25 protein-coding genes and 1 pseudogene are annotated in these 24,233 nt (G+C 47.3%); 18 read left to right on the top strand and 8 right to left on the bottom strand.

All coding sequences use genetic code 11. The features are described 5' to 3' along the window. Positions 1-5: 5 nt before the first annotated feature. Entirely contained in the window at positions 6-1,103 is a 1,098-nt protein-coding gene (locus tag HMPREF9469_RS28380) for a type I phosphomannose isomerase catalytic subunit (protein WP_007870661.1), read from the top strand. 11 nt (positions 1,104-1,114) lie between these two features. Here the strand turns inward: HMPREF9469_RS28380 and HMPREF9469_RS28375 are convergent, their stop codons facing one another. After that, positions 1,115-1,975, bottom strand: a complete 861-nt coding sequence (locus tag HMPREF9469_RS28375; protein ID WP_007870659.1) for a helix-turn-helix transcriptional regulator — start codon at positions 1,973-1,975, stop codon at positions 1,115-1,117. Between the two features lie 278 nt (positions 1,976-2,253). On the opposite strand from HMPREF9469_RS28375, the gene HMPREF9469_RS28370 reads away from it, so the two are divergent. The 4 genes from HMPREF9469_RS28370 (at position 2,254) to thrS (ending at position 7,248) form a co-directional block, all read left to right on the top strand. Then, positions 2,254-3,264, top strand: coding sequence for a C4-dicarboxylate TRAP transporter substrate-binding protein (locus tag HMPREF9469_RS28370; RefSeq protein WP_007870658.1), 1,011 nt, complete (start codon positions 2,254-2,256; stop codon positions 3,262-3,264). A gap of 24 nt (positions 3,265-3,288) precedes the next feature. Further along, positions 3,289-3,810: a TRAP transporter small permease gene (locus HMPREF9469_RS28365; RefSeq protein WP_007870655.1), complete on the top strand. Its 522-nt coding sequence runs from the start codon at positions 3,289-3,291 to the stop codon at positions 3,808-3,810. After that, positions 3,807-5,093 (top strand): TRAP transporter large permease, encoded by a 1,287-nt coding sequence (locus HMPREF9469_RS28360; protein WP_007870653.1) that lies wholly within the window; start codon positions 3,807-3,809, stop codon positions 5,091-5,093. Before HMPREF9469_RS28365 ends, HMPREF9469_RS28360 begins: the two co-directional genes overlap by 4 nt. Positions 5,094-5,493: 400 nt before the next feature. Then, positions 5,494-7,248, top strand: coding sequence for a threonine--tRNA ligase (thrS, locus tag HMPREF9469_RS28355; protein ID WP_007870650.1), 1,755 nt, complete (start codon positions 5,494-5,496; stop codon positions 7,246-7,248). An 82-nt stretch (positions 7,249-7,330) separates the two neighbouring features. Here thrS and HMPREF9469_RS30895 read toward each other — a convergent pair whose 3' ends face one another. Continuing rightward, entirely contained in the window at positions 7,331-8,038 is a 708-nt protein-coding gene (locus tag HMPREF9469_RS30895) for a Crp/Fnr family transcriptional regulator (protein ID WP_007870648.1), read from the bottom strand. Between the two features lie 169 nt (positions 8,039-8,207). Between HMPREF9469_RS30895 and deoD the strand changes: the two genes are divergently transcribed. The 4 genes and pseudogenes from deoD to HMPREF9469_RS33950 form a co-directional block, all read left to right on the top strand. Next, positions 8,208-8,930 carry a purine-nucleoside phosphorylase gene (deoD, locus tag HMPREF9469_RS28345; protein WP_007870645.1) on the top strand — a complete coding sequence of 241 codons (723 nt, stop codon included), beginning with the start codon at positions 8,208-8,210 and terminating at the stop codon, positions 8,928-8,930. A 37-nt stretch (positions 8,931-8,967) separates the two neighbouring features. Next, positions 8,968-10,161 carry a phosphopentomutase gene (locus tag HMPREF9469_RS28340; protein ID WP_007870644.1) on the top strand — a complete coding sequence of 398 codons (1,194 nt, stop codon included), beginning with the start codon at positions 8,968-8,970 and terminating at the stop codon, positions 10,159-10,161. A 213-nt stretch (positions 10,162-10,374) separates the two neighbouring features. Then, positions 10,375-10,575, top strand: a complete 201-nt coding sequence (locus tag HMPREF9469_RS32220) for a hypothetical protein (RefSeq protein WP_007870643.1) — start codon at positions 10,375-10,377, stop codon at positions 10,573-10,575. Positions 10,576-10,854: 279 nt separating this feature from the next. Further along, positions 10,855-10,968: pseudogene (locus HMPREF9469_RS33950) on the top strand (ABC transporter substrate-binding protein); the annotation flags it as partial. Between the two features lie 121 nt (positions 10,969-11,089). Here the strand turns inward: HMPREF9469_RS33950 and HMPREF9469_RS28325 are convergent. Further along, complete coding sequence (locus tag HMPREF9469_RS28325; protein ID WP_007870640.1) at positions 11,090-11,728, bottom strand: GntR family transcriptional regulator; 639 nt, start codon at positions 11,726-11,728, stop codon at positions 11,090-11,092. 351 nt (positions 11,729-12,079) lie between these two features. On the opposite strand from HMPREF9469_RS28325, the gene HMPREF9469_RS28320 reads away from it, so the two are divergent. From HMPREF9469_RS28320 to HMPREF9469_RS28280, 9 genes are all read left to right on the top strand, one after another. Next, positions 12,080-12,577 (top strand): L-2-amino-thiazoline-4-carboxylic acid hydrolase, encoded by a 498-nt coding sequence (locus HMPREF9469_RS28320; protein WP_007870638.1) that lies wholly within the window; start codon positions 12,080-12,082, stop codon positions 12,575-12,577. Between the two features lie 28 nt (positions 12,578-12,605). Then, positions 12,606-13,784 carry an ABC transporter substrate-binding protein gene (locus HMPREF9469_RS28315; RefSeq protein ID WP_007870635.1) on the top strand — a complete coding sequence of 393 codons (1,179 nt, stop codon included), beginning with the start codon at positions 12,606-12,608 and terminating at the stop codon, positions 13,782-13,784. Positions 13,785-13,910: 126 nt separating this feature from the next. Continuing rightward, a complete protein-coding gene (locus HMPREF9469_RS28310) occupies positions 13,911-14,798 on the top strand; it encodes a branched-chain amino acid ABC transporter permease (protein ID WP_007870632.1) in 888 nt (295 codons plus the stop codon). Beyond that, on the top strand, positions 14,795-15,811 hold the full coding sequence (locus HMPREF9469_RS28305) for a branched-chain amino acid ABC transporter permease (protein WP_085952490.1): 1,017 nt from the start codon (positions 14,795-14,797) through the stop codon (positions 15,809-15,811). Before HMPREF9469_RS28310 ends, HMPREF9469_RS28305 begins: the two co-directional genes overlap by 4 nt. After that, complete coding sequence (locus HMPREF9469_RS28300) at positions 15,808-16,629, top strand: ABC transporter ATP-binding protein (protein ID WP_007870622.1); 822 nt, start codon at positions 15,808-15,810, stop codon at positions 16,627-16,629. Before HMPREF9469_RS28305 ends, HMPREF9469_RS28300 begins: the two co-directional genes overlap by 4 nt. After that, positions 16,622-17,332 carry an ABC transporter ATP-binding protein gene (locus HMPREF9469_RS28295; protein WP_007870620.1) on the top strand — a complete coding sequence of 237 codons (711 nt, stop codon included), beginning with the start codon at positions 16,622-16,624 and terminating at the stop codon, positions 17,330-17,332. Before HMPREF9469_RS28300 ends, HMPREF9469_RS28295 begins: the two co-directional genes overlap by 8 nt. Positions 17,333-17,365: 33 nt before the next feature. Beyond that, the gene (locus HMPREF9469_RS28290; protein ID WP_007870615.1) at positions 17,366-18,160 is read left to right on the top strand and encodes an SDR family NAD(P)-dependent oxidoreductase; all 795 of its coding nucleotides are present in this window, start codon (positions 17,366-17,368) and stop codon (positions 18,158-18,160) included. Continuing rightward, a complete protein-coding gene (locus HMPREF9469_RS28285) occupies positions 18,157-19,164 on the top strand; it encodes a dihydroxyacetone kinase subunit DhaK (protein ID WP_007870613.1) in 1,008 nt (335 codons plus the stop codon). The genes HMPREF9469_RS28290 and HMPREF9469_RS28285 overlap by 4 nt, the downstream gene beginning before the upstream one ends. 72 nt (positions 19,165-19,236) lie before the next feature. Further along, a complete protein-coding gene (locus HMPREF9469_RS28280) occupies positions 19,237-19,797 on the top strand; it encodes a dihydroxyacetone kinase subunit L (protein WP_007870612.1) in 561 nt (186 codons plus the stop codon). Between the two features lie 122 nt (positions 19,798-19,919). Here the strand turns inward: HMPREF9469_RS28280 and HMPREF9469_RS28275 are convergent, their stop codons facing one another. The 5 genes from HMPREF9469_RS28275 to HMPREF9469_RS28260 form a co-directional block, all read right to left on the bottom strand. Then, on the bottom strand, positions 19,920-20,417 hold the full coding sequence (locus tag HMPREF9469_RS28275) for an L-2-amino-thiazoline-4-carboxylic acid hydrolase (RefSeq protein WP_007870611.1): 498 nt from the start codon (positions 20,415-20,417) through the stop codon (positions 19,920-19,922). A gap of 157 nt (positions 20,418-20,574) precedes the next feature. Continuing rightward, on the bottom strand, positions 20,575-20,715 hold the full coding sequence (locus tag HMPREF9469_RS32215; RefSeq protein ID WP_007870610.1) for a hypothetical protein: 141 nt from the start codon (positions 20,713-20,715) through the stop codon (positions 20,575-20,577). Between the two features lie 390 nt (positions 20,716-21,105). Then, positions 21,106-21,849 (bottom strand): GntR family transcriptional regulator, encoded by a 744-nt coding sequence (locus HMPREF9469_RS28270; RefSeq protein ID WP_007870609.1) that lies wholly within the window; start codon positions 21,847-21,849, stop codon positions 21,106-21,108. A 101-nt stretch (positions 21,850-21,950) separates the two neighbouring features. Next, on the bottom strand, positions 21,951-22,976 hold the full coding sequence (locus HMPREF9469_RS28265; RefSeq protein WP_007870607.1) for a uroporphyrinogen decarboxylase family protein: 1,026 nt from the start codon (positions 22,974-22,976) through the stop codon (positions 21,951-21,953). A 258-nt stretch (positions 22,977-23,234) separates the two neighbouring features. Next, positions 23,235-23,987: an ATP-binding protein gene (locus tag HMPREF9469_RS28260; protein WP_007870605.1), complete on the bottom strand. Its 753-nt coding sequence runs from the start codon at positions 23,985-23,987 to the stop codon at positions 23,235-23,237. Between the last annotated feature and the right edge of the window lie 246 nt (positions 23,988-24,233).

The following is a 24,233-nucleotide window of genomic DNA, read 5'->3' as shown; positions in this document are numbered from 1 at the left end:
AAAACATGATGGAAAAAACAGATTTTTTCTTAAAGCTGGATTCTCCACGTGTATGGAGGACCTACACGGGCGGAGCTTTGATTGATATGCTCCATGGGAGAAAAAAGGGGGAAATCTCGCATTTTCCTGAGGAATGGATCATGTCTGTTGTGGCGGCAAGAAATGCCGGAAGGGAAGATATAAAGGAGGAGGGAATGAGCCGCCTTCCTGAAAAGAGCGATATGCTGTTAAAAGAACTGATTGAAAGTAATCCCTCCTCTTATCTGGGCGAGAAACACGTGGAAAAATATGGATCCCACACAGGCGTCCTGGTCAAATTGATTGACAGCAGCGAGCGCCTGACGGTACAGGTACATCCAGATAGGGAACTGGCCTTAAAGCTGTTTGGATCCAGATTTGGAAAAACAGAGAGTTGGCATATACTGGACACCCGGGAGTCAGGCGGACGTCCGGCCTGTATTTATATTGGTTTTAAGCCCGGAATAACAAGGGAATGCTGGAAAACGTTATTTGACAAACAGGATATTCCGGGAATGCTGGAATGGATGCATTGTATTGAAGTACATAAGGGGGATACTGTCCTGATCCAGGGCGGTGTTCCCCATGCAATAGGGGCAGGCTGTTTCCTGGCAGAAATCCAGGAACCCACGGATTACACTGTGCGCATAGAACGGATCACGCCCTCCGGGCTTAAGGTAGCGGATACAATGTGTCATCAGGGGCTTGGATTTCAGAAAATGTTTGACTGCTTTCATTATGAGGGGGTCACACAGGATGAGGCAGTAAAACGTTGGTTTATACGTCCGGCCATGTTAAGGGAACAGGAGGGGGGAAGCGTTATCTCTGTTCTTGGTTATGATGCAACTGCATTTTTCAGCATGGAAAAGATTGAGGCGAGGGCTGGAATGGATATGGAAAAGGAGTCTGTTTTCTCAGGGATTTATATTCTGGAGGGACAGGGTACACTCAGTATGAATGGAAAACGAAGAAAGACCAAATGCGGTGAGCAGTATTTTATCCCAGCAAATGCCGGAGAGTGGCATGTGGAGCCGGACCGGGATGATCGTCTTATTATACTTAGGTTTAGGGGACCGCAGATATAATAAAAGGATTGCTATATCCTGTATTTGATCTGGTACTGCTTAGGGCTTTCGCCCACCAGTTTTTTAAAGGTCCGGCTAAAGTGGGACAAATTATTAAAGCCGGTCTGACTGCATACATTTTCCACACTCATGTCATTTATCAGAAGCTCCTTTGCCTTCATAATACGGCAGTTGATGATATATTGATTAGGAGAATAGCCGGTAACCTCCTTGAAAAGTGTGCAGAGATAAAATTTATTAATGTAAAATTTTTTTTCCAGAAAATCCAGGGACAGATCCTCATAATAGTAACCATGTATAAAGTTCATTATATTATAAACAATGGAATAATGGGAGTTTAGTATGGTCTGGCGGATATTGTGGTATTCCCTGTAGTAGGAATTGATGTTGATCAGAAGTTCAGCCAGCTTAAGTTTGAGAAAAAGATCCTGTCCATATAGTTGTTCCGGTGTGGCCTTGGATATATTAATGATCTGATTCATGGTAGTCACGGCATAGTCCAGTTTCCTGTCTTCCAGCGGGAGAATATGGGCATCGTCAAAGGGGCGGAAGAGAAAACATTCCAGCAGGTCTGTCTGAGCCGAGGACTGAGAGCGTATATAGTCGGGTTTAAAGAACAGTACATACCGGTCGTAGTCCACAGTATTGGATACCACATAATTGTGGTGCAGATCCATATTGTTAAATATAAGCAGGGTTCCCGGATTCAGGTGATAATACTTATTGTTGACCATGGTAACCAGACCAGGGGTAAGGTTTAGGAATAATTCATAATCATCATGATAGTGAGGACGTGAAAGTTCATTAACCCGGGTGATCTTATGTTCAATTGAAAAATCATCTGTAAATTTCTGATTATATTGTGTATCCATCTATATATCCTTTCCTTTTTGCTTTATTATACAGTACATTCATTTCCAGACTTTGCATATCGTGCTTAAAATTTGCATTATATTTAGATTATATCAAAAACAGTCAAAAAAATCACTGTAAAGGAGGGGGGATAAGAACAGAAAAATAAAGATAGTGCAAATTTTTAATAAGCAAAGTCAAAAAAGAAAAAGAAAATCGTGATACAATGATTTCATCAAAAAACCTTTGTTTGTATGATCAATGTGATATAAGAGAATAGGAAAAGGAGAGAATACTTATGAAAAAACAGTTATTACTCGGGGCTATGATACTATGTCTGGCAGGAAGCATGACGGCATGCAGCGGCACCAGCAAGGCGGCGCAGGATAACAAGGCACAGGAAAAAGAGACATACACATTAAAAGTATCCCATGTACAGGGAGATAATGCGCCGGTTGTACAGGCTCTCTACCAGTTTGAAAAGGATGTGGAGGCGGATTCTAACGGAAGGCTTCAGATCGAGGTATTTCCAAATGGCACTCTGGGGGATACCGTTGACCTGGTAAACCAATGTAAGACAGGTTCCAATGTGGCGTTTATGACGGATGCAGGCCGGTTTGCAGATATTATACCGGATATCAGCGTGATCTGCGGTCCCTACCTGTTTGATGATTATGAGACAGGAAATAAGATGGTACAAAGCGGCGTATTCCAGGAATGGTGCGGGCAGCTTGCTAAGGAAGGATATAAACCCTTGAGTTTTAATTATTACGAAGGGGACAGAAATATACTTACCACCAAGCCGATCAATTCAATGGCTGACTTAAAAGATGTGAAACTGCGCACCGGATCTACCGTGCAATGGATTGATACACTTAACGCATTTGGCGCTATCCCCACCTCCCTGGCGCAGAGTGAGGTATATACAGGCATTCAGCAAAAGGTGGTGGACGGAGCAGACCAGCAGGTGATCACTGTTCATGATATGCAGCTTTATGAAGTTTGTAAAAATTATACCATGACACATCAGTATCAGCTTATGCTGGGGCTTGTACTGAGTAATGACTGGTATGAAAAACTTCCGGAAGATCTGCAGAAGATCCTGGTAGACAACAGTATTAAAGCAGGGGAGTATTCATCCCAGCTTACATTGGAACTGGTGGATACACAGCTGGAAGAAATGAAGAGCCAGGGGTTGGTTGTAAATGATACCATTGATCTAACTGAATTTAAGGCTGTAGCCGATAAGGTTTATGAGGCCGAGGGACTTACAGAGGCACGCCAAAAGCTTCTGGATGCCGTAAAATAAGATGGATGCAGGAGAGGAGATACTATGAAGGCTTTAAGTTCCTTGTACAGATGGATTGTGAAAGCGGAAGAATTTTGTTCCAAGCTGCTTCTGGTAGCTATTATCATTTTATGTTTTATCAGCGCCTTGGCAAGATATATGAACTTTACCGTGACATGGTCCCTGGATCTGGTGCTTCTTCTTTTCTCATGGTTTGCGTTCCTGGCCTGCTGCCAGAGTACCAGAAGAAAGGCAAATCTTGGGGTAGACATATTGACGCGCCATTTCAGCAAAAGACTTCAATGCGGCATAGAGCTTTTTAACAGGTTTGTCATGTTGGTATTTATGGTGCTGATGACTGGCTGTGGAGCTTATATGGCACAGCTGAACTGGAAGACAAAGATCACCACATTAAATATCAGCAATTCCTATATAACCCTAAGTCTTGTGGTGGGAGGAGCGCTGATCAGCATTGCCCTTATAATCCAGGTGGCACAGGATATCTTGGTCCTGACCGGAAGGGCCAGTATGGAAGATTTTACGGAGGAAAGGGGTGAGATACAATGACCGTAGTGTCTCTGGTTTTTATTGTGTTACTGCTTTTAAATATGCCCATTGCCTATGTGATCGGCATATCCTCTTGCCTGTTTTTTCTGCTGGAGCCAAATGTGGGTTTTAGTATTGCAGCTCAGAAAATGGTAGTGTCCACACAAAGTTTCACCTTTTTGTCAGTACCATTTTTTCTTACCGCCGGATGTATCATGAACGCGGCAGGAATCACGGACAGACTGGTAAATTTCGCTAAGACCCTTACAGGCCATCTGGTAGGCGGCCTGGCCCAGGTATCCATTATGCTTAGTGCCCTTATGGGAGGCATTTCAGGTTCAGCGGTGGCTGATGCATCCATGGAGGCCAGGTTTTTAGGGCCATCCATGCTGAAGGATGGCTATTCAAAAGCATTTACCGCAGCGGTACTTTCGTTTGGCGGCCTGATAACAGCAACGATCCCGCCCAGCATGGGGCTTATCATGTATGGATATGTGGGAAATGTATCGGTAGGAAAGCTGTTTGTAGCGGGAATCATACCCGGGATCCTGATGACCGCGGTTTTGATGATCCCGACACATTTTATCAGCAAGAAAAGAGGTTACAAGCCGGTAAACCAAATGCCTCCCACTGCAGGTGAGCTGTGGATCAGTTTTAGAAAAAGCTTTTGGGCCCTGATGTTCCCGGTTATTTTGGTGGTAGGTATCCGGTTTGGAATCTTTACCACATCCGAGGCAGGAGCATTTGCCATTGTGTATGCAGTGTTTGTAGGAAAATTTATATACAAGGAACTGAACTTTAAAAATTTCATGAAGGTACTGGACAGCAGTATCACGGATAATGGGTCGATCCTGATGATTGTCATATGCGCAGGGATATTCAGCTACATACTGACGTACAGCGGAGCTCCGGCATTCCTGGCGGAGGCAATAGGCGGAGTGACAAAAAATAAGTATATTCTGCTGCTGGGAATCACACTGTTTCTTACTTTTATGGGGATGATCATGGATTCAGCGGTCAACACACTGATCTTCACACCCATTTTCCTTCCGATCCTTCAGTCGGTAGGAGTAAACGGGGTCCATTTTGGAATCATTATGATGACTGTGGTGACAATGGGATGTATGACTCCTCCTGTGGGAACCGCAATGTTTAGTGTGTGTCATATATTGGACTGTCCTACGGATGATTATATGAAGGAGGGAATGCCTTATCTGATCGCAATCCTGGCCGAAGTGCTGCTGATTATATTTGTACCCCAGATAGCCACTGGCCTGGTGACACTGATGTATGGGAGCTGCTGACAAAACCGCCGACAAAACCGCTGTTAACAAAATACAATACTTATCCTTGACAAATCATCCCCAGATGCTATAATCAAGGTTAGCAGAAATGCATAAAATGGCGTTGATGGAACCAGTAGTCAGTGGAATGTATCCAGAGAGCGGCCCAGGTGGTGGAAGGGCTGTATACATGAGATTGATGAAGACCAGTCCGGAGCCGTGTCAGGGATGTCCCGGAATGATCAGAAGGAATCATTGGACCGCAGTGATTCGGGAGGAACCAGGGAGGGAAATGGCACCGTGTCCCGCGTTAAGGGATGAATGAGTGAAAATCAAGGTGGAACCGTGTAGATGCACCCTTGGACATAGCGATATGTCCAGGGGTTTTTTAATTTCCCAAAGAGGATGAAAGGAGTTTCTAATGAAGATTATTTTACCAGACGGAAGCGTACAGGAAGCAGAGGATGAGTTAAGGGCGATCCGCCACACTGCATCCCATGTGCTGGCACAGGCAGTAAAGAGGCTGTATCCTGAGACAAAGCTGGCAATCGGACCGGCCATTGACGATGGATTTTACTATGATTTTGACAGAGAGGGAGGATTCACACCTGAGGACCTGGAGAAGCTGGAATCAGAGATGACAAAGATCGTCAAGGAAAATCTTCCGGTGAAGCCTTTTGTGCTTCCAAGGGACGAGGCCATTAAGTTTATGGAGGAGAAGAGCGAGCCTTATAAGGTGGAGCTGATCCAGGATCTTCCTGATGAGGAAACCATCAGCTTTTACCAGCAGGGGGAGTTCGTGGACCTGTGCGCAGGACCCCATATCATGTATACAAAGGGCGTAAAGGCATTTAAACTGACCAGTATTGCCGGCGCTTACTGGAGGGGCAGCGAGAAGAACAAGATGCTGACCAGAATCTACGGCACTGCATTTTCCAATAAGACAGACCTGGAAAGCTACCTGACCATGATGGAGGAGGCCAAGAAGCGGGACCACAGAAAGCTGGGCAAGGAGCTGGGACTGTTTATGTTTGCTGAGGAAGGACCCGGATTCCCGTTCTTCCTTCCAAAGGGCATGACACTTAAGAATACACTGATTGATTACTGGCGCGAGATCCATCAGAGGGATGGATATCAGGAGGTATCCACACCGATCATCCTGAGCCGTAAGCTGTGGGAGAATTCCGGCCACTGGGATCATTACAAGGATAACATGTATACCACGGTGATCGATGAGGAGGATTACGCGGTTAAGCCAATGAACTGTCCGGGCGGTATGCTGGTATATAAGAACCAGCCTCATTCCTACCGTGACCTGCCCCTGCGCGTGGGCGAACTGGGTCTGGTTCACCGCCATGAGAAGAGCGGACAGCTTCACGGTCTGATGAGGGTGCGCTGCTTTACACAGGATGATGCTCATATTTTCATGAGGGATGACCAGATTGAGGATGAGATCAAGGGCGTAACAAAGCTGATCAATGAAGTTTACACTCAGTTTGGATTTGAATATTTTGTGGAGCTGTCCACAAGACCGGAAGATTCCATGGGATCTGACGAGGATTGGGAGATGGCTACCAACGGACTTAAAAAGGCGTTGGAGGACATGGGCCTGGAGTATATTGTAAACGAGGGAGACGGCGCGTTTTATGGTCCTAAGATTGATTTCCATCTGAGGGATTCCCTGGGCAGGACATGGCAGTGCGGCACCATTCAGCTGGATTTTCAGATGCCTCAGAGATTTGACCTGGAGTACACGGCAGAGGATGGTTCAAAGAAGCGTCCTATTATGATCCACCGCGTATGCTTTGGATCCATTGAGCGTTTTATCGGTATCCTGATCGAGCATTTTGCAGGCAAGTTCCCGGTATGGCTGGCTCCAGTACAGGTAAAGGTAATCCCTGTGTCTGAGAAGTCCATGGATTACGCAACAGGCGTGTACGAAAAGCTGAAGGCTGCCGGTATCCGCACAGAGCTGGATCACAAGGATGAGAAGGTGGGATATAAGATCCGTCAGGCTCAGCTGGAAAAGGTTCCGTTTATGCTGGTTCTGGGTGAGAAGGAAGCTGCCGAGGGCGCCATTACGGTGAGAAGCCGTGACAAGGGTGATCTGGGCGCCGCACAGCTGGAAGACTTTATTGCTGATATTAAGAGGATGGTTGAAGCAAAAGAGAAATAAGGTTCTGGATTTAAGGGCTGGGCTGAAAAATATAAGCTCAGCCCTATTGATTATGGAAATACGATCTAGGAGGACTGCACTTCTATGAGTACGGATCCAGGCCGTTCATCATGTTCTCCAGCTGTGTTGAGGTCAGAAGGATCTTTCCGCCGGACAGGGCCAGCATATCCTTATGTTCCATTTCCTTTAGAAGGCGGTGGATTGTGCGCAGGGAACATCCGGTCTTGGTGGCCAGGAACTCCCGGTTTAGTTTCAGCCGGAAAATGCCGTCCACAGGGGAAACCTTGCCGGCTTCCTGACAGATAACGTATGTACACCTCTCTTCATAGGACATGAGCAGGTAACGGCGGCTGGAATTCAGCTGCAGGGAAAGCTTTTTCATCAGCAGCCTGGTGCGGAAGAACAGCGCCGCGCTGTCAGCGCTGATCCACTGAAGGTAAAATCTGGCAGGAATGGTAAGGCACACTGAGGGTTCCCTGGCCTGGACCGTGACAAAACTTTCCGTGTCCTCTGAAAACAGCTCGTAGTCACCTACAATATCAAAGGGAACAATATCAAAAAAGCTGTACGGTACTTCACCTGCTTTTTCCTCAATGGCCTGCAGCCGTCCGGATACCAGGATATATACAGTACCGCAGGGGGAGCCTGCTTCAATGAGAAGCTGCCCTGCCGGGAAAGAACTGAGTGTCAGATAGTTGCGGATCAGGATGGGGCATGCTGAAAAGAGGCGTTCCACGGATGGAAAACACTCGTATTTGCGGCAGGCGGATAGTATGTTATCCCATTTCATAGTATCTCCCTATACAAAATTAGTAACTGTTCAGAACACCCATTGTCCCTCCGTCCTGAACTGTTACCAAAATAATTTATAAAAAAAGTGACATTTGGCATTTTCTATTATTTACTTACAGTTTAAAATAAAAGCATATGAATTGCAAGAGAAAGAGGAGGTTATTCTTATGGGAACACCACACAACAGCGCAATGCCGGGAGAGATTGCCAAGACCGTATTAATGCCGGGAGATCCGCTGAGAGCGGAATTTATTGCAAAGAACTGGCTGACTGATGTAAAATTGGTGAGTAAGGTGCGCAATATTTATGCATTCACAGGCAAATTTGAAGGAAAAGAAGTAACTGTTATGGCCAGCGGAATGGGAATGCCAAGTATCGGCATCTATTCTTATGAGCTGTTTACACAGTATGGTGTGGAGAGAATCATCCGCATTGGTTCAGCAGGTGCTTACAGTGAACGGTTGAAACTGTATGATGTGGTTCTGGCAGAGGAGTGCTGGAGCGAGTCCAGTTTCGGACAGACCCAGAATGGGGATACCTCAGACATCAAATATCCGGATCCTGAGTTGAATCAGGTGATTTTGGAAGCGGGAAATAAATGCGGGATCGAAGTGATACCAGCAAAAATCCATTCCAGTGATGTATTTTACAGTGAGCCGGGAATGGACAGCTTCCAGGAGATCTATGCCAAGCACGGCAGTGAATGTGTGGAGATGGAGAGCTTTGCCCTGTTCCACAACGCAAAGGTGCTGGGAAAAAAAGCGGCGTGCCTGCTGACAATTTCCGATTCCTTTATTACCGGGGAAAAGGCCACTGTGGAGGAACGTCAGGAAGCATTTGGCAATATGATGAAGGTTGCTTTAAAGACAGCGGCCATGATGGCGGATTAAGTAACAAGTTGTATTGATGGATAGGAGAATGGAAAGAATGGGAAAATTCAAACGTATATTTGTGATCGTAGTTGATTCATTTGGCGCCGGAAACGGCAGGGATGCAAAGGCTTATGGGGATGAGGGCACTGATACCATGGGTCATATTGCCGAGAGTGTGGACCATTGGGAAATCCCCAACCTGCAGAAATTGGGAATGGCTAATATGCATCCCCTTAAGGGAGTTGCGCCCGTGGAAAAGCCCATGGGATACTACACGGTAATGAATGAGAACAGCTGCGGCAAGGACACCATGACCGGACACTGGGAGCTGATGGGGATCAAGACCGTGAAACCTTTTGTGACATTTACGGAGACTGGATTTCCAAAGGAGCTGATTGAGGAGCTGGAAAAGCGCACCGGTCATAAGGTGATTGGAAACAAGAGCTCCAGTGGAACCACAATTTTGGATGAACTGGCAGAGGAAGAGATTGCAACCGGCCATATGATCGTGTATACCTCCGCTGATTCCGTACTTCAGATCTGTGGCAACGAGGAGACATTTGGACTGGATGAGCTGTACCGCTGCTGTGAGATTGCAAGGGAGCTGACCATGAAGGACGAATGGCGTGTGGGACGCGTCATTGCAAGACCTTATGTGGGAAAGAAAAAAGGTGAATTCAAGCGTACCAGCAACCGCCACGATTATGCCCTTAAGCCCACGGGCAAGACGGCTCTTGACGCGCTGAAGGAACATGGATTTGAGGTTATCTCTGTTGGCAAGATCCGCGATATCTTTGACGGAGAGGGCATTACAAAGGCATATAAGTCCAAGAGTTCGGTCCATGGCATGGAGCAGACCATTGATATTATCAAGGATGAGGATTTTGAGGGACTTTGTTTTGTGAACCTGGTGGATTTTGACGCTCTGTGGGGACATCGCAGGAATCCCCAGGGTTATGCAAAGGAAGTGGAAATGTTCGATGTGAAGCTGGGAGAGGCATTGGCGGACTTACGGGAGGACGATCTTTTGATGATCACAGCCGATCACGGAAATGATCCCACCTATTCAGGCACCGACCACACCAGGGAGCAGGTTCCACTTTTGATTTATTCCAAACAGTTTGAGGGAAGCGGAGCGCTTAAGGAGACCGATACATTTGCGGCAGTGGGAGCTACTATTGCAGAGAACTTTGGGGTAAAGATGCCGGAGGGTACCATTGGATCATCGATCCTGGGTCAGCTGTCTTAACACTGTTATCAGATTAATTATTAAGAAGGAGATGCATCGAATGCGTCTGTCTACGAGTACACAAAGGTGGTGCCGGGTTGATGCCCGGCGCCATTTTTGTGTATTTCCATATAGATACTAACCTAATACTTGCATAATTTATGGTTTTTATTTATGATACTACATACGAAGGTTCTTACTTTGGGTGAGAAAAAGCGGTGAAGGGGGAATATAATGCGCAAGATAATCCATATGCATATTTCCTGTCATAAAGAAGAGAAGAGGGAGTTTATCTATAAATATAAGAATAAGCTGCTATCACTGCAAGAGGATAAAGATGATCACGGGCTGGATCTGAAATGTATGGAAGGGGTGCCTGAACATGATATTTGGGAAAGAGCGTGGTATTGCCCTGGCCAAGGGATTATCAATTGATTATACCCAGGAAGAACTGAATAAGATTCCATATTATAGTTTGGATATTAGAAGGATAAGCAGTCCGGACAATACCCGGGAAGCAGGTGTAAAATATGAGTTCAGATGCAAGTCCTGTTTCCGGGAATACGATATTTTTTGTATAGAACTGGAACTCTTTATTAATCGCCGTGTCAAGGAAGCGTCTGAACAGGCTAATATTACAGGCTTAATGACTTTAAGGAAGGCTATGATCTGTATTTGACAAAGGAATCTTTTTTCTTAGATTACCGGGTATATTCCGGATGGGAGCACCTGGTGAACATGCTTTACGCAATGGGAGGCGGGGATACGGAAGATGCATGGAGCTTAGTAGAAAAGTTCTGTGAGAACTTGGACGGCAAGCCGTTAGGCAAACTGGATCGAGCACTTTACGGATATTTATACCAATGTCCAGTAAATACCTGATATAAAAACAGAAAGAGGAATTTTGATCTCCTCTTTCTGTTTTTTTGCCTGAACCCCACGTCCGTTTTTACATGGTAGTCCGGTCCTCAATATCAGCCTTCAAAATATTGGAGGCCATACTGTAGTTTTTCTGCTTCAGGTAATCCACAATCGCCACATGAAGCCCGTCCGCATCATAAAAAATGGGGGAATGCCACTGGCGGGAACGCTTTTGGGCATAGAAGCGGGTCTGGGTGGTCATGGATTCCTGAAGCTTTTTGTATGCATAGTCGTTCTGGTAGTTGGAAAATAACAGCAGGTGGAATCCAATGTTGTCCAGCCAGTGTTCCAGTGCTGTAAGCCCTTCTCCCTGGCGCTGCTGGTGGTACAGATTGTGATGTTCCAGCTTTTCAATGAGTCCGTCATCAATGTATCCGCCATACTGCTGCATAAAGCCGCATTCCAGAGAAATACGGTACCGTATGATATTCTGTATATCTCCCTCACTTATCTCAGTCACTTCATAACCGCGCTTAGGATAGTTGCGCAGCACATCCTCACTGCACAGCTGGATCAGGGCTTCCCGGATGGGGGCGCGGCTGACGCCGTACTTCTCCATCAGGGATTTCTCGTGGAGAATGGCTCCGGGCTGGTATACTCCATTTACTATATCTGAAAATAAATTATCATGTATCTGCTCTTTCAGGTTCAGCTCTGAACTAATCATATCAGATGCATCCTTTCTTGATCTTAGGTCATGAATTATGTGTATGAACTCAGTATAGGTTATATCCGGATGAAAATCAAGACTTTGATAAAATATATAAAAAGGCAGGAAAATATATTATAACCCCCCTGGACTGAAAAGTAAATAGTCATATCAGATTTTGCTGAAATATAGAGAAAAACATGATATAAGTAGGTAATATTGATAGTTTTGACTTTATTATATGAGGTTCCATGTAAATATTAACTAAAAATGCTTGACATTTAGATGAAAACTGATATGATTAGTTTTGTGAGATACAGTATGACATATGAAAAAAAACTGTATAAATGAAAGGAGATAAAAGAAATCATGGGAGAGATCAAGAATGTAGCAACACTGACAAAGGACGAGCAGGCAAATATCAACAGGGCGGCCATTGAGCACAGGGCAACGTGGATGGGCCTTATCTATGATGAGTTCAGAAAAGCGGGGATCGATCCTGAGCCTATATTCAGAAAAGCGATCCGCAAATGCGGAAACATCCACGGTGAGAATTTTAAGGCGGCCTGTTCTGATCCGGAGGACTGCAGGGATTTTGCAAAGGTGTTCTTAAACGATTTGGGAAGAAAAACCTTTGAGCAGGAGGTGCATCAAGTGACTGAAACTGAGGTTCCTGTGGATTTCCATTACTGCGCGCTGTTAAATGCTTGGAAGAAGCTGGGATTTGATGATGAGACATGCGCTGTTCTTTGCGATATTGCCATGGATGGGGACCGGGGCATTGCAGAGGCAATGGGACTGGATCTGGAATTAACAGACACACTGGCAAAGGGATGTCCTACATGTAAGCTTTGCTTCCACAAATAAATCAAAAGGAAAAAGGAGGAGTTTTTTTATGAAGAGGTTTAAATCAATGGCAGCGCTGGCCCTTTCTGCAGCACTGGCAGCAGGTCTGCTGGCAGGGTGTTCAAGCACAACAGGAGCCAAGACAGAGGCTGGAGAGAAATCAACCATTAAGCTGGGCGGCCTGGCACCCCTTACAGGCAACTATGCCGAGTACGGAAAGGGATTCCAGATCGGATTTCAGAAAGCCATAGACGAGATCAATGCAAAGGGCGGGGTAAACGGCCATAAGTTTGAGATTGAAATCAAGGACACCCAGGGAGATGCTGTGGTATCTTCCAATATGGCAACCAACTTTGCAGAGGATGAAAGCGTTATGGCTATTTTGGGGGATTTCACCTCAGGTGCCTGTAAGGCCAATGCGGAGATCGTGGACCGGTACGGAATCGTCCAGCTGAGCCCCACCGCATCCGCTCCCGACTATGCAAATATGAGCAAATACTGCTTCAGTATCATGGGGCGCCAGGATGTGGAAGCTCCTTACCTTGCAAAATACATACTTAAAAAGTATCTGGGCGCGCAGAAGATCGCAGTGATCCGTGTGGACAGTGACTGGGGCCTTTCCTGCTATGATAACTTCATGGAGCAGGCGGAAAAGGAAGGACTGGATGTGACCGCAGAAAAGTACGCCACCGGCGAAAAGGACTTCAGCTCCCTTATTACAAAGATGAGATCCATTGATCCGGACTGTCTGGTAGTGATGGACCAGGGAGACGCCGTTGCAGCCATCTTTAACCAGGCGGATGCCGCGGGCTGGGATATCCAGCATGTTTCCTTAGGGCCTGGCACCTCTGAGCAGCTGATTAACCAGCTGACCACTCCGGATAACCTGATCGTGACTTCTCCTTTCTTCTTTGATGAGAACAATGAGACCCTGTCCAACTGGGCCAAATCCTTTGAGGAGGAAGCCGGATTTAAGCCAACCATCCACCCTGCATGTGCATATGACTGTGTATATCTGATCGCCAATGCAGTGGAGAGGATCGGGGATGGGGAGATTACCCGTGACGCGATCCAGCAGGCGCTGGCTGAGAGCGAGAACGAAGGCGTGACAGGGGCACTGAACTTTACACCGGACGGCGATATTGAGCGCCAGTACATGATCTGCGGCGTTAAGGATGCCAAGTGGGTGGTGCTGGAAGGATTTGAATACGGCGCAGAAGGCCTTTAAGAACGGCTAAGGGCAATTGCAGACACGCTCTGGGGCGGCGCACAGGAACAAGATACCATATAGATGCTCCTGTCTGCCGCCCTTTTCTAAAAAGCGGGCTTCTGCGTGTGACGAGGAGGTATGGATATGGAATATATATTAAATCAGCTGGTTAACGGCTTGTGCCAGGGCGCAATATACGCACTGATGGCAATCGGCTATTCTGTTATAGTCGGTGTGGTAGGGATGGTTACATTTACATATGGCGAGATCATGATGATTGGAGCCTTCTCCTCCTATTATATTTTTTTACTGTTTGGCAACAATCTTCCGCTGGCGATCCTGGCGGCATTTACCGGATCATTTTTAATAGGAATTGTTGTCTACAAGCTCTGCTATGAAAAATTCTTTAATGCGCCCAGGCACATTTCACTGCTGTGTACCATTGGTATCAGTATGCTGATCAAAAACCTGGCTCAGATCGTCTTTGGGCCTGAGACAAAACCTGTTCTTGATATTGTTGAAAATAAAACATTCACCTTTATGTTAGGCAGCGTCCGGCTGGATATAAAACTGCTTCAGATCGTGGTCATTGTCCTTGTGGTGGTCCTGGCGTCTGCCCTGACCCTGTTTTTTAACAGGACTAAGTGGGGAATTGCCTTAAGGGCTGTAAGCCAGAACAAGGATGCCGCATACCTGGTGGGCATCAATGTAAAGCGCATGGCCATGATCGGCAACTGTATTGGTTCCGGTTTCGGCGGGATTGCAGGTATCCTGCTCTGTATCTATTATTATTCCGTATCCGCCACCATGGGCGGTATCTACAGCATGAAGGCGTTTGCAGCCAGCGTGCTGGGGGGCCTGGTGGATATCCGGTTCTCCGCCCTGGGCGGTCTGTGCATCGGCGTGATCGAGAACCTGGGGATCGCTGTGTCGGCCGCTACCTTCAGGGATGTGTTCGCCTTTGGGTTCCTGATCCTGGTGCTGCTGATCAGACCTCAGGGATTTGTCAGTAAGAAAGGGGTGAGAGTATGATGAACAAGGCAAGGGATTTTTATGAAAAACATAAGCTGCCTGTATTGCTGGCCCTTCTTGTCATATCCATCATTCTTCCCTTTGTGGTAAAACAGGCATTGATCTTACGGTATATCTGTACCATTATGATGTACGCCACCCTGGCCGGATCCCTGAACGTGATCAATGGCTACAGCGGCCAGACCTGTCTGGGACAGGCGGGATTTTTTGCCATTGGCGCTTATACCTGCGCGTCCCTTTCCAAGAATCTGGGAATTGATTTCTGGATCGTGCTTCCCATTGCAGGAATACTCGCAGCCCTTGTGGGACTGATCGTAAGCCTTCCCACCCTGAAGCTGTCCGGAATCTACCTGTCCATCGTAACCTTGGGCGCTTCTGAGATCATCAGGATCATTGCCCAGACCTGGACGCCTGTGACCGGCGGTGCCCTTGGGATCAAACAGATCCCCTATCCCAATTTCTTTGGACTGGAAATGTTCAAGCCCAAATACTACTATTTTATTTTCCTTATCATTGGGGTGGTATTCCTGTTTGTCACAGGAAGGGTATTAAAATCCAGGGTGGGCCGCGCCTGGATGGCGATCCGCGAGGACCAGGTGGCTGCTAAATCACTGGGAGTTGAGACAAGCGTGTGCAAGTGCATGAACTTTATGTACGGCGCGTTCTGGGCCGGGATCATCGGAGCGGCCTATGCTCCTTTTGTAAACTATATTGAGTCCTCACAGTTTACCACGGATACAGGATTTAACGTGCTGGCCATGGTGGTGATCGGCGGACAGGGAACCCTTTTGGGACCCATTCTGGGATCGGCCATTGTCACCATACTCACAGAAGCCCTGCGCTTCCTGGAAAACTGGAGATATGTGATCTATGCATTTATCATTATCCTGATGATGTGGGTACGCCCTCAGGGGCTGATGGGCGCATCTGATTCCATCCTTGCAGGAGGTGAGATTCAGAAAAAGGACAATGGTAAAAAAGGCAAAAAGGCTCCGGAGGTGAAAAAGGCATGATTGATTTTAATTCCATTGATAAAAATGTACCGATTCTTGAGTCCAGGGGCCTGTGCAAGTATTTCGGCGGCCTGAAGGCGGTTGAGAACGTGGATATGAAGGTCATGGCAGGGGACATTTTCGGTATCATCGGGCCTAACGGCGCGGGAAAGACCACATTCTTTAACATGTGCACCGGTATGTATACGCCCACCAAAGGAAAGGTATATCTGATGGGGGAGGATGTGACCGGGTTTTCATCTGAAAAGGTGGCCAGGAAGCGCATGGCCAGAACGTTCCAGAACCTGCAGCTGTTTAAGTTCATGAGCGTTCTTGACAATGTTAAGATCGGGTGCCACATCAGGACAAAGAGCAATATGCTGGATGCCATTATCCACACCAGGACGTATAAACAGGATGAGGAATATGCGGTCAGCAAAAGCGAGGAGATATTAAAAGCCATCGGCCTGTTTGAGTACAGGGATACCATGGCAGGGAATCTGGCATACGGCATGCAGAGGAAGGTGGAGATCGCAAGGGCACTGGCCCTGGAGCCGTATATCCTTTTGCTGGATGAGCCGGCAGCGGGTATGAACCCCCTGGAGACCCAGGAACTGATGGAATTTATTAAAATGCTTAACGAGGGCGGTTATACCATTGCCGTGATCGAGCATGATATGAAATTTGTTATGAACTCCTGCAACCGCATTCTGGTGCTGAATTTTGGTCAGAAGATCTGTGAGGGTACGCCGGACGAGGTAAAGGCCAACCACCAGGTACAGGAAGCGTATTTTGGAAAGGGTATCATAGCAGGAGAGGCGGTGAAGGTTCATGCTTAAGGTTGAGAATCTTTCGGTGAATTACGGATATATCACAGCGCTGACAAACATCAGCTTCCATGTGGAGAAAGGGGAGATCATTACCCTGATCGGTTCCAACGGCGCGGGCAAGACAACCACCCTGGGCGCGATCTCCGGACTGGTTCCAAAGGCAGGAGGAAGTATTTCCTTTAAGGGCCAGGACATTACAAGGATGGCTCCAGACAAGGTGGTTAAAATGGGCATGTGCCATGTGCCTGAGGGAAGGAAGATCTTCCCGGCCCTGACCGTGTACGAAAACCTTATAGCGGGTTCCCTTGGAAATCCCAAGCTTTCCAAGGCAAGGATAGGGGAACTGGTGGAGGAGCAGTATGCCCTGTTCCCTCGTCTCAAGGAGAGGATCGGCCAGGCGGGAGGAAGCCTTTCAGGCGGAGAGCAGCAGATGCTGGCCATATCCAGGGGGCTTATGATGGATCCGGATATCGTGATGCTGGATGAGCCGTCCCTGGGTCTTGCGCCGATCATTGTGGAGGATATATTTGAACTGATCATGAAGATCAGGGATATGGGAAAAACCATTCTTCTCATTGAGCAGAATGCTTCCATGGCCCTTTCCATTGCGGACAGGGGATATGTTCTGGAGACGGGCAAGATCATCATGGAGGGCAAGGGCAAGGAACTCCTTGTGGATCCAAAGGTGAAGGCGGCATACCTGGGCGCCTAGCGACAAAGGGAAAGATGAAAGCGGGGGTTATATATGGATTTAGGTTTAAGGGGAAGGACTGCCGTGGTCACCGGGGGCAGCAAGGGCATCGGCTATGCGGTGGCTAAGACCTTTCTGGAGGAAGGGGCCAATGTATGGATCTGCGCCAGGAAAGCGGATGAGGTGGAGGACGCGGCCAAACGTCTCAGCCCATACGGACCTGTGGGTGCGGCGGCGGCCGATATGACTGTGGAGGAAGATGTATACAGAGCTGCAGAACAGGCCTTTAAACGGTTTGGGTCCCTGGACTTCTGGGTCAACAATGTGGGAGCCAGTTTTCCAAAAAAGGGGGAAGAGTATGGGGAAAAGGAGATTGAGCAGATAACTAAGGTCTGTTTTTTCAGTACCATATACGGGACCCAGGCGGCATTCCGCTATATGAAGGACAGCGGGGGAAGTATTGTGAATATCAGTTCCCTGGCGGCCAGATGCGCCACCGTGGGCGCCAGCACCCTGTACGGACCCCTGAAATCAGCGGTGGCCAAGCTGGCCGTATCCTTTGCCGGCGAATATGCTGCTTATGGGGTCAGGGTAAACTCCGTACTGCCCGGTTTTACAGCCACGCCTGCGGTGGCCGCAAACATCAGTGAGGAATACTTGCAGCGAAATGCCAATGACACCCTTCTCAGGAGGGTGGCCAAACCTGAGGAGATCGCAGGGCCTGTGGTGTTCCTGTGCAGCGAACAGGCGTCCTACATAACGGGAACCAGCCTGGAGGTTTCAGGAGGACGCAGCATTGTATTGAATCCGGAATACTCATATCTTAAAAAACAAGGAGAATCAGCATGAAGAAATTAATCAACAGACCGGAAGATTTTGTAAAAGAGACCATGGAAGGCATTATCTATGCATATGGGGATAAGGTAAGGCTGCTGGACGGTGATGAGAGGATCCTTCTCACCAATTACCCGGTTGAACAGGGCAAGGTGGGGATCGTCACAGCAGGCGGCAGCGGCCATCTTCCCGTATTTCTGGGGTATGTGGGCCAGGGAATGCTGGATGGCTGCGCGGTGGGCAATGTGTTTGCCTCCCCTTCTGCAAAAAAGATGGCGGATATGATCAAAGCGTGTGATCACGGCAGCGGCGTACTCTGCCTGTACGGAAACTACGGCGGGGACAACATGAATTTTGACATGGCATGTGAGATGGTGGAAATGGATGATGTTGAGACCAGGACCGTGCGTGTAAAGGATGATGTTGCCAGCAGCCCGAAGGAGACAAAGGAAAAACGCCGCGGTGTGGCCGGAATGGTCTATGGGTTCAAGGTTGCGGGCGCTGCTGCGGAGCGGATGATGTCCCTGGATGAGGTGGCTGCCGTGGCTGAAAAGGCCCTGGACAATATCCGGACCATGGGAGTGGCCCTGTCACCCTGTATTGTGCCACAGGTAGGCGAGCCCACCTTTAAGATCGGGGATGATGAGATTGAGATCGGAATGGGGATCCACGGGGAAAAAGGCATTGAAGTGAGAAAGATGATGACCGCGGATGAGGTGGCCAAAACCCTGGTGGACAGGATCACCCAGGATATGCCTCTGACACAGGGGGATGAGGTATCCGTGCTGGTGAACGGCCTGGGAGCAACCCCCATGGAGGAGCAGCTGATCGTGTACCGCTGTGTCCATGAACTGTTAACGGAAAAAGGAGTGAAGATCATCATGCCCCATATAGGTGAATATGCCACTTCTATGGAGATGGCAGGTCTTTCCGTGACCATCTTTAAACTGGATGAACAGTTAAAGGAGCTTTTGACAGCACCTGCAAAGACACCGTTTTACACAAACCTGAACAAATAATCGCTAATAAGGAGACTGGAATCATGGATGCATCATCTGTAAAAAAAGGCATAAAAAAAATAAAGCGGCATTATGACTGAGAACAAAGATTACCTGATCAAGCTGGACCAGCAGAACGGAGATGGGGACCTGGGAGTTTCCATGAGCGAGGGGTTTGCGGCGGCAGCCCGGTTTGTGGAGGAAACCCAGGAGACAGACCTGGGCAAGCTCCTGATGCAGACAGGCGGTGTGTTTAATGAGGCGGCGCCCTCCAGTCTGGGGACCATTATCTCCTTTGCCTTTATGGGAATGGCAAAGTCCTTAAAAGGCAAGACCGAGACAGACCCGGCCGGGTTTGCCGAGGCGGTGATGGCCGGAGTGGAAAAGATTATGGCCAAGGCCGGTTCTAAGCCGGGGGAAAAGACTATTTTGGATTCCATTTATCCGGCGGCCCAGAGCCTTTTGGAGCACAGGGACTGCAGCTTTGAAGAATCCTTCCGGGCAGCGGCAAAGGCAGCGGCAGAGGGATCGGAGGCAACCAGGGAAATGAAATCCGTGCACGGAAGGGCTGCTTACTACGGGGAGAAATCCATCGGTATCCTGGACGGAGGATCCGTGGTAGGGAAATTGATCTTTGAGGCTTTATCTGAGTAAATATTCCCGCATCTTTATAGAAAAAAAGGATATCCCTCGTGTATAAGAGGCGATATCCTTTTTGCACCCATTTTCACATTGGATGTCCTGAACAGTTACAATTTGTTTTAACAGATGTACGATTATTTATAGAAGCGAAGCTTGCAGATCGGACATCCCTCAGCCAGGGTCTCGGTCAGATCCAGCTGTAATCCCATGCCTTCCGCAATACCGCGGTCCCCGTCCATGGCAATGTCACAGAATAATGCACATGTCTCGTCATCAAAGCCTAACTTTTTCCAGGCAGTTAACAGCGGGCAGTAATGGAAATCTACAAGAACCTCTGATTCCTTCATTTCGATGATTTCCTTTTCAAAGGTCTTTCTTCCCAGCTCATTTAAAAATACGTTTGCAAAATCCCTGCAGTCATCAGGATTTGCGCAGGCTGCTTTGTAATTCTCACCGTGGATCTTTCCGCATTTCCAGATCGCCCTTCTGATCGCAGGCTCAGGATCAATTCCATCCTTCTTCAGCTCGTCATAGATCAAAGCCATCCAGGATGCCCTGAATTCGATGGCCGACCTGTTGATGTTTGCCTGAACATCATCGGTTAATGTTGCTACGTTTTTGATTTCTCCCATAATACTTATTCTCCTTTCGTTTATACAGCTATAATTGCTTATTCCAAACTCCGGCAATATGACATTGTTATATGTATTTCCTTTGTTCTTATAAATAGTATACTACATAAAGAATTGTTGCTACAAGGCTAAAGAGATACAGAGTGGAAAAACGCAGTTAAAGTATTCCCTCATTTAAGAACACGGAAAGTCCGCCGGCTATGATACTGATGCCAAGGAAAAATCCTTTTTTCGTATTATCCAGGACACCTAAAATTTTGCCGCCGATCGATTTGAGAAGTATTGCTTGACTGAACATAATAAAATCCCCCTTTAAAATGCATCTGAAGCAGATACCTGACGCGATCCGGAATCTTCTGGATCCGGTCTCACCGCTGTTATTAAAAACTCAGCCGTTAACCTCCTTTTATGAACGATTTGTTATCTTTTTCTGGATATGTAAAGTAGACATAACAAATATATGTATTAGCAACTTATCAACCTGGATTCATTATACACATTATCCTAATGAAAGTAAACAAAAAGTTTTATTTTTGTAATGTTGCACAATTGGCAGGCTTTAATTTGGGCAGTTTGATGAATTGTCAGGAAATACAGGAGGGGGAGTGTATCAAACAGGAGTGAAAATAGAAGGAAAACAGGGCTGGATACAAAAAAGGCAGGCGCCATTACGGCCCTGCCTTAAGCTTTAAAATTCTAATGTAATAAATGGCTTATTTAACTGTGATGCACAAACGGTAGTGGTGATAGCCAGGACCTCGGTATCTTTGTATACAAAATTATCCCATGTAAACAGTTCCGCATTTTTTTCCAATTTAAGAGGGGAGATGTCCATATCCCTGGTGATCTGTGTGTTGATAAAGATCTTTAAACGGGTAGGCTTTTTGTTGAAATATTTGCGCACATATTCGTGCAGGAATATCCGTTCAAGCGCCTCGCTGTCAAAGGTGTGGTTGCTGCATACGGAAAGAGGAATATAGTTATAATCCAGCTCGATGGGCAGGCCGTCCTGACACACGCAGCGTACGATCTTATACACATAAGCTCCCTGATCCAGGTTGAGTTTGGCACACAGCACCGGACCGGCCTGTATAATGCCGTGCTCAAGCAGCTTATGAGGCCGGTGGGCCGACTGCTCAAAGGGTTCGATCTTGATTTCGCTGGCAAATGCAAAGGGCTGTTTGTCGCCGCTTTTATCAGGCGAAAGGATAAAGGTTCCCTTTCCCTGGATCCGCTCCACCACCCCTGCGCTTGCAAGCTCCTTGATGGCAGTGTTGACCGTGATCCGGCTGACATCAAACTGCTTGGAGAACTCCGCTTCCGATGGAATCCTGTCACCGGGCAGAAAGATGCCGTCTTTAATCTTTTGCAGGATATAATTTTGTATCTGAACATATTTTGGTATGTAAGAAATATTATCTTCGGTTATCATCAACTATCCCCTCTCTCATCACTGTCCTGTTATTCAGGCACCGAAGACGTCAAGGCACAGTACGTAAAAGCAGGATAGCCGGAAGATATGCCAGATCAGTCTTATTCGTGTGCGGCTGCAATAAATGCCCTCAGCTCATCATCATAGGTATTCAGGGCCAGAGAGCAGTCCGGAGCTAAAATAAACGGTATTTCCTTCATGCGTTTTAAGGTGTGTCTGGTTGCGGCGCCAATCTCCTCCGCCTTATGCTGTCCGAACAGCCTCTCGTCACAGCCGCCCATAGGCGTTATGGATTTATCCAGCCATAAAGGCGCGCTGTCCAGGGAAGGATTGCCTGTTGCGCTCTCCGGCCAATGCAGGATATCAATGGGATAATGGGCAAAATACTCCGGATTGACTTCCAGTCCGCAGGCATGCACCATGATCTTGCAGGGTTTCAGTACCTCCATCAACATCAGGTCGTAGGGTTTTACAAATTCTTCCCACTCCTCCTTTGTCAGGTAGGTGGAACGGGAAAGGCCGGTTGCGCCGTAAAATACGCCGAACAGCCCGTTGTCGATCATCTTCTGAGAGTAAGCCGCCATGGTATCGGTGATATTCTTTAAGGTACGGTGTACCAGATCCGGCTGCTCGTGCATCAGTGTAACCATAAGATCATCACGGCTGGCAGCACGGTAACGTCCGATCGGGTTTACCGCACACAGTTTCTGCAGGATACTGGTGGGGCACATCATGGTCTGGAAAATAGGAGCGCCGTCAGTCACACCCTCCTGTATTGCTTTCACTGTTTCGATCTGCTCTGCAAAGGGGCCGTGATCTCCGGGCAGTACAGTAATCTTTTCCAGATCCTCTGCGCAGCCGATGGGTCCTTTTACACATTTGGGAAGAACCCCTTCATAGTTATCAAAATCAAATACGCCGCCCCAGGCTTCCTCATAGTAAGACGCCCTTGGCTGCAGCTTGACATAATCCCAGTCATACGTATGATGCCAGTCCAGCATGGCTTCAACAAAAAGTGCAGACCCGCTGTGCTCTTTATCAACAAAATGACGCCATGCCGAAACAGGCGGGCGGTCTGCCAGCTCACCATTTAATACTGCTAAAACTCGATCCTTTTTTGTCCACATAATAAACGCTCCTTTAAGCTTTTGGATTTTAGGTTTGATAAGCTGCCAAAGTCTTCAAAGGCGCTACAATTACGAATGACATATTGACAAGTATAGTTATCACAATTCTAATATAAGTATAAAGCAGTATAGTTGACATGTCAATTATTATTTCAATTCCCGGGAAATGTTTTTATATGTCCGGAGCACAGGGCACACAGCCCATACCACAAAAAAATATGCCGGTTTTATGACCGGCATTATACATAAAACTATTCTTTACAACTCCTTTAAAGTACCGTCCGTCCTGACCGTGACCACCTGCCATGGAATGAACTTGCCGCTGGCCTGAAGGGCGTTCCTGACCGCGTTCTCCAGCCCGCCGCAGCAAGGCACTTCCATGCGGACAATGGTTACATCCTTTATATCGTTGAGACGGATGATCTGGGTCAGCTTTTCCGCGTAGTCTACCATATCCAGCTTGGGACATCCGATCAGGGTGATGCGGCCGGCTATGAAGTCATTGTGAAAATTACCATAGGCAAAGGCAGTACAGTCGGCAGCAACTAAAAGGCGGGCATCCTTAAAATAGGGGGCCTGGACTGGGACCAGCTTGATCTGCACCGGCCACTGGGACAGCCTGCTTTCCATGGAGTCAGGATCGTGGGCCTGTGAGGGGGATGCCTCCTGCGCCGGTTTCCCGGCAGGTCTGGAAATGGACTTTGACTGGGTGCCCGGGCATCCGCAAGGAAGAGGAGCGTCACTGCGGTCCCTGTTTACAGCGGATTGCTTTTTTTGTGCCATGCGCGCCTTTACAGCAGCCTCATCATAGGCAGCGGCTTCCCTTTCCTCAAATGTAATGGCGCCGGTGGGGCAGGTGGGCAGGCAATCTCCCAGGCCATCGCAGTAATCATCCTTTAAAAGTCTGGCCTTGCCGTCAACCATACCGATGGCGCCTTCATGACATGCGGCCGCACATGCGCCGCATCCGTTGCAGAGTTCTTCATTTATCTTAATAATTCTTCTTATCATAATAGATCCTCCTGTTTTTTATTTAATGATGGTACCCTTAACCACTGATGGTAAGATAATCGTTTGTTTTTCTGACATAAGTATACCATGGAAGGCCGCGTATGTATGTTGTTGGAACAACATACAGCGGTTTTTTACATAATTCTTAATATTTATCTACAATCAATATTAATTTATTGATAAACGATAAAATAATATTGATAATTAATAATTTAGGTGCTATAGTGAATACTGTAGATAATGATA

It is taken from the genome of [Clostridium] citroniae WAL-17108 (assembly GCF_000233455.1).
GTDB classification, from domain to species: Bacteria; Bacillota; Clostridia; order Lachnospirales; family Lachnospiraceae; genus Enterocloster; species Enterocloster citroniae.
Note: the sequence above shows the minus strand (reverse complement) of the source record. Positions and strands in the feature narration are given on the sequence as shown.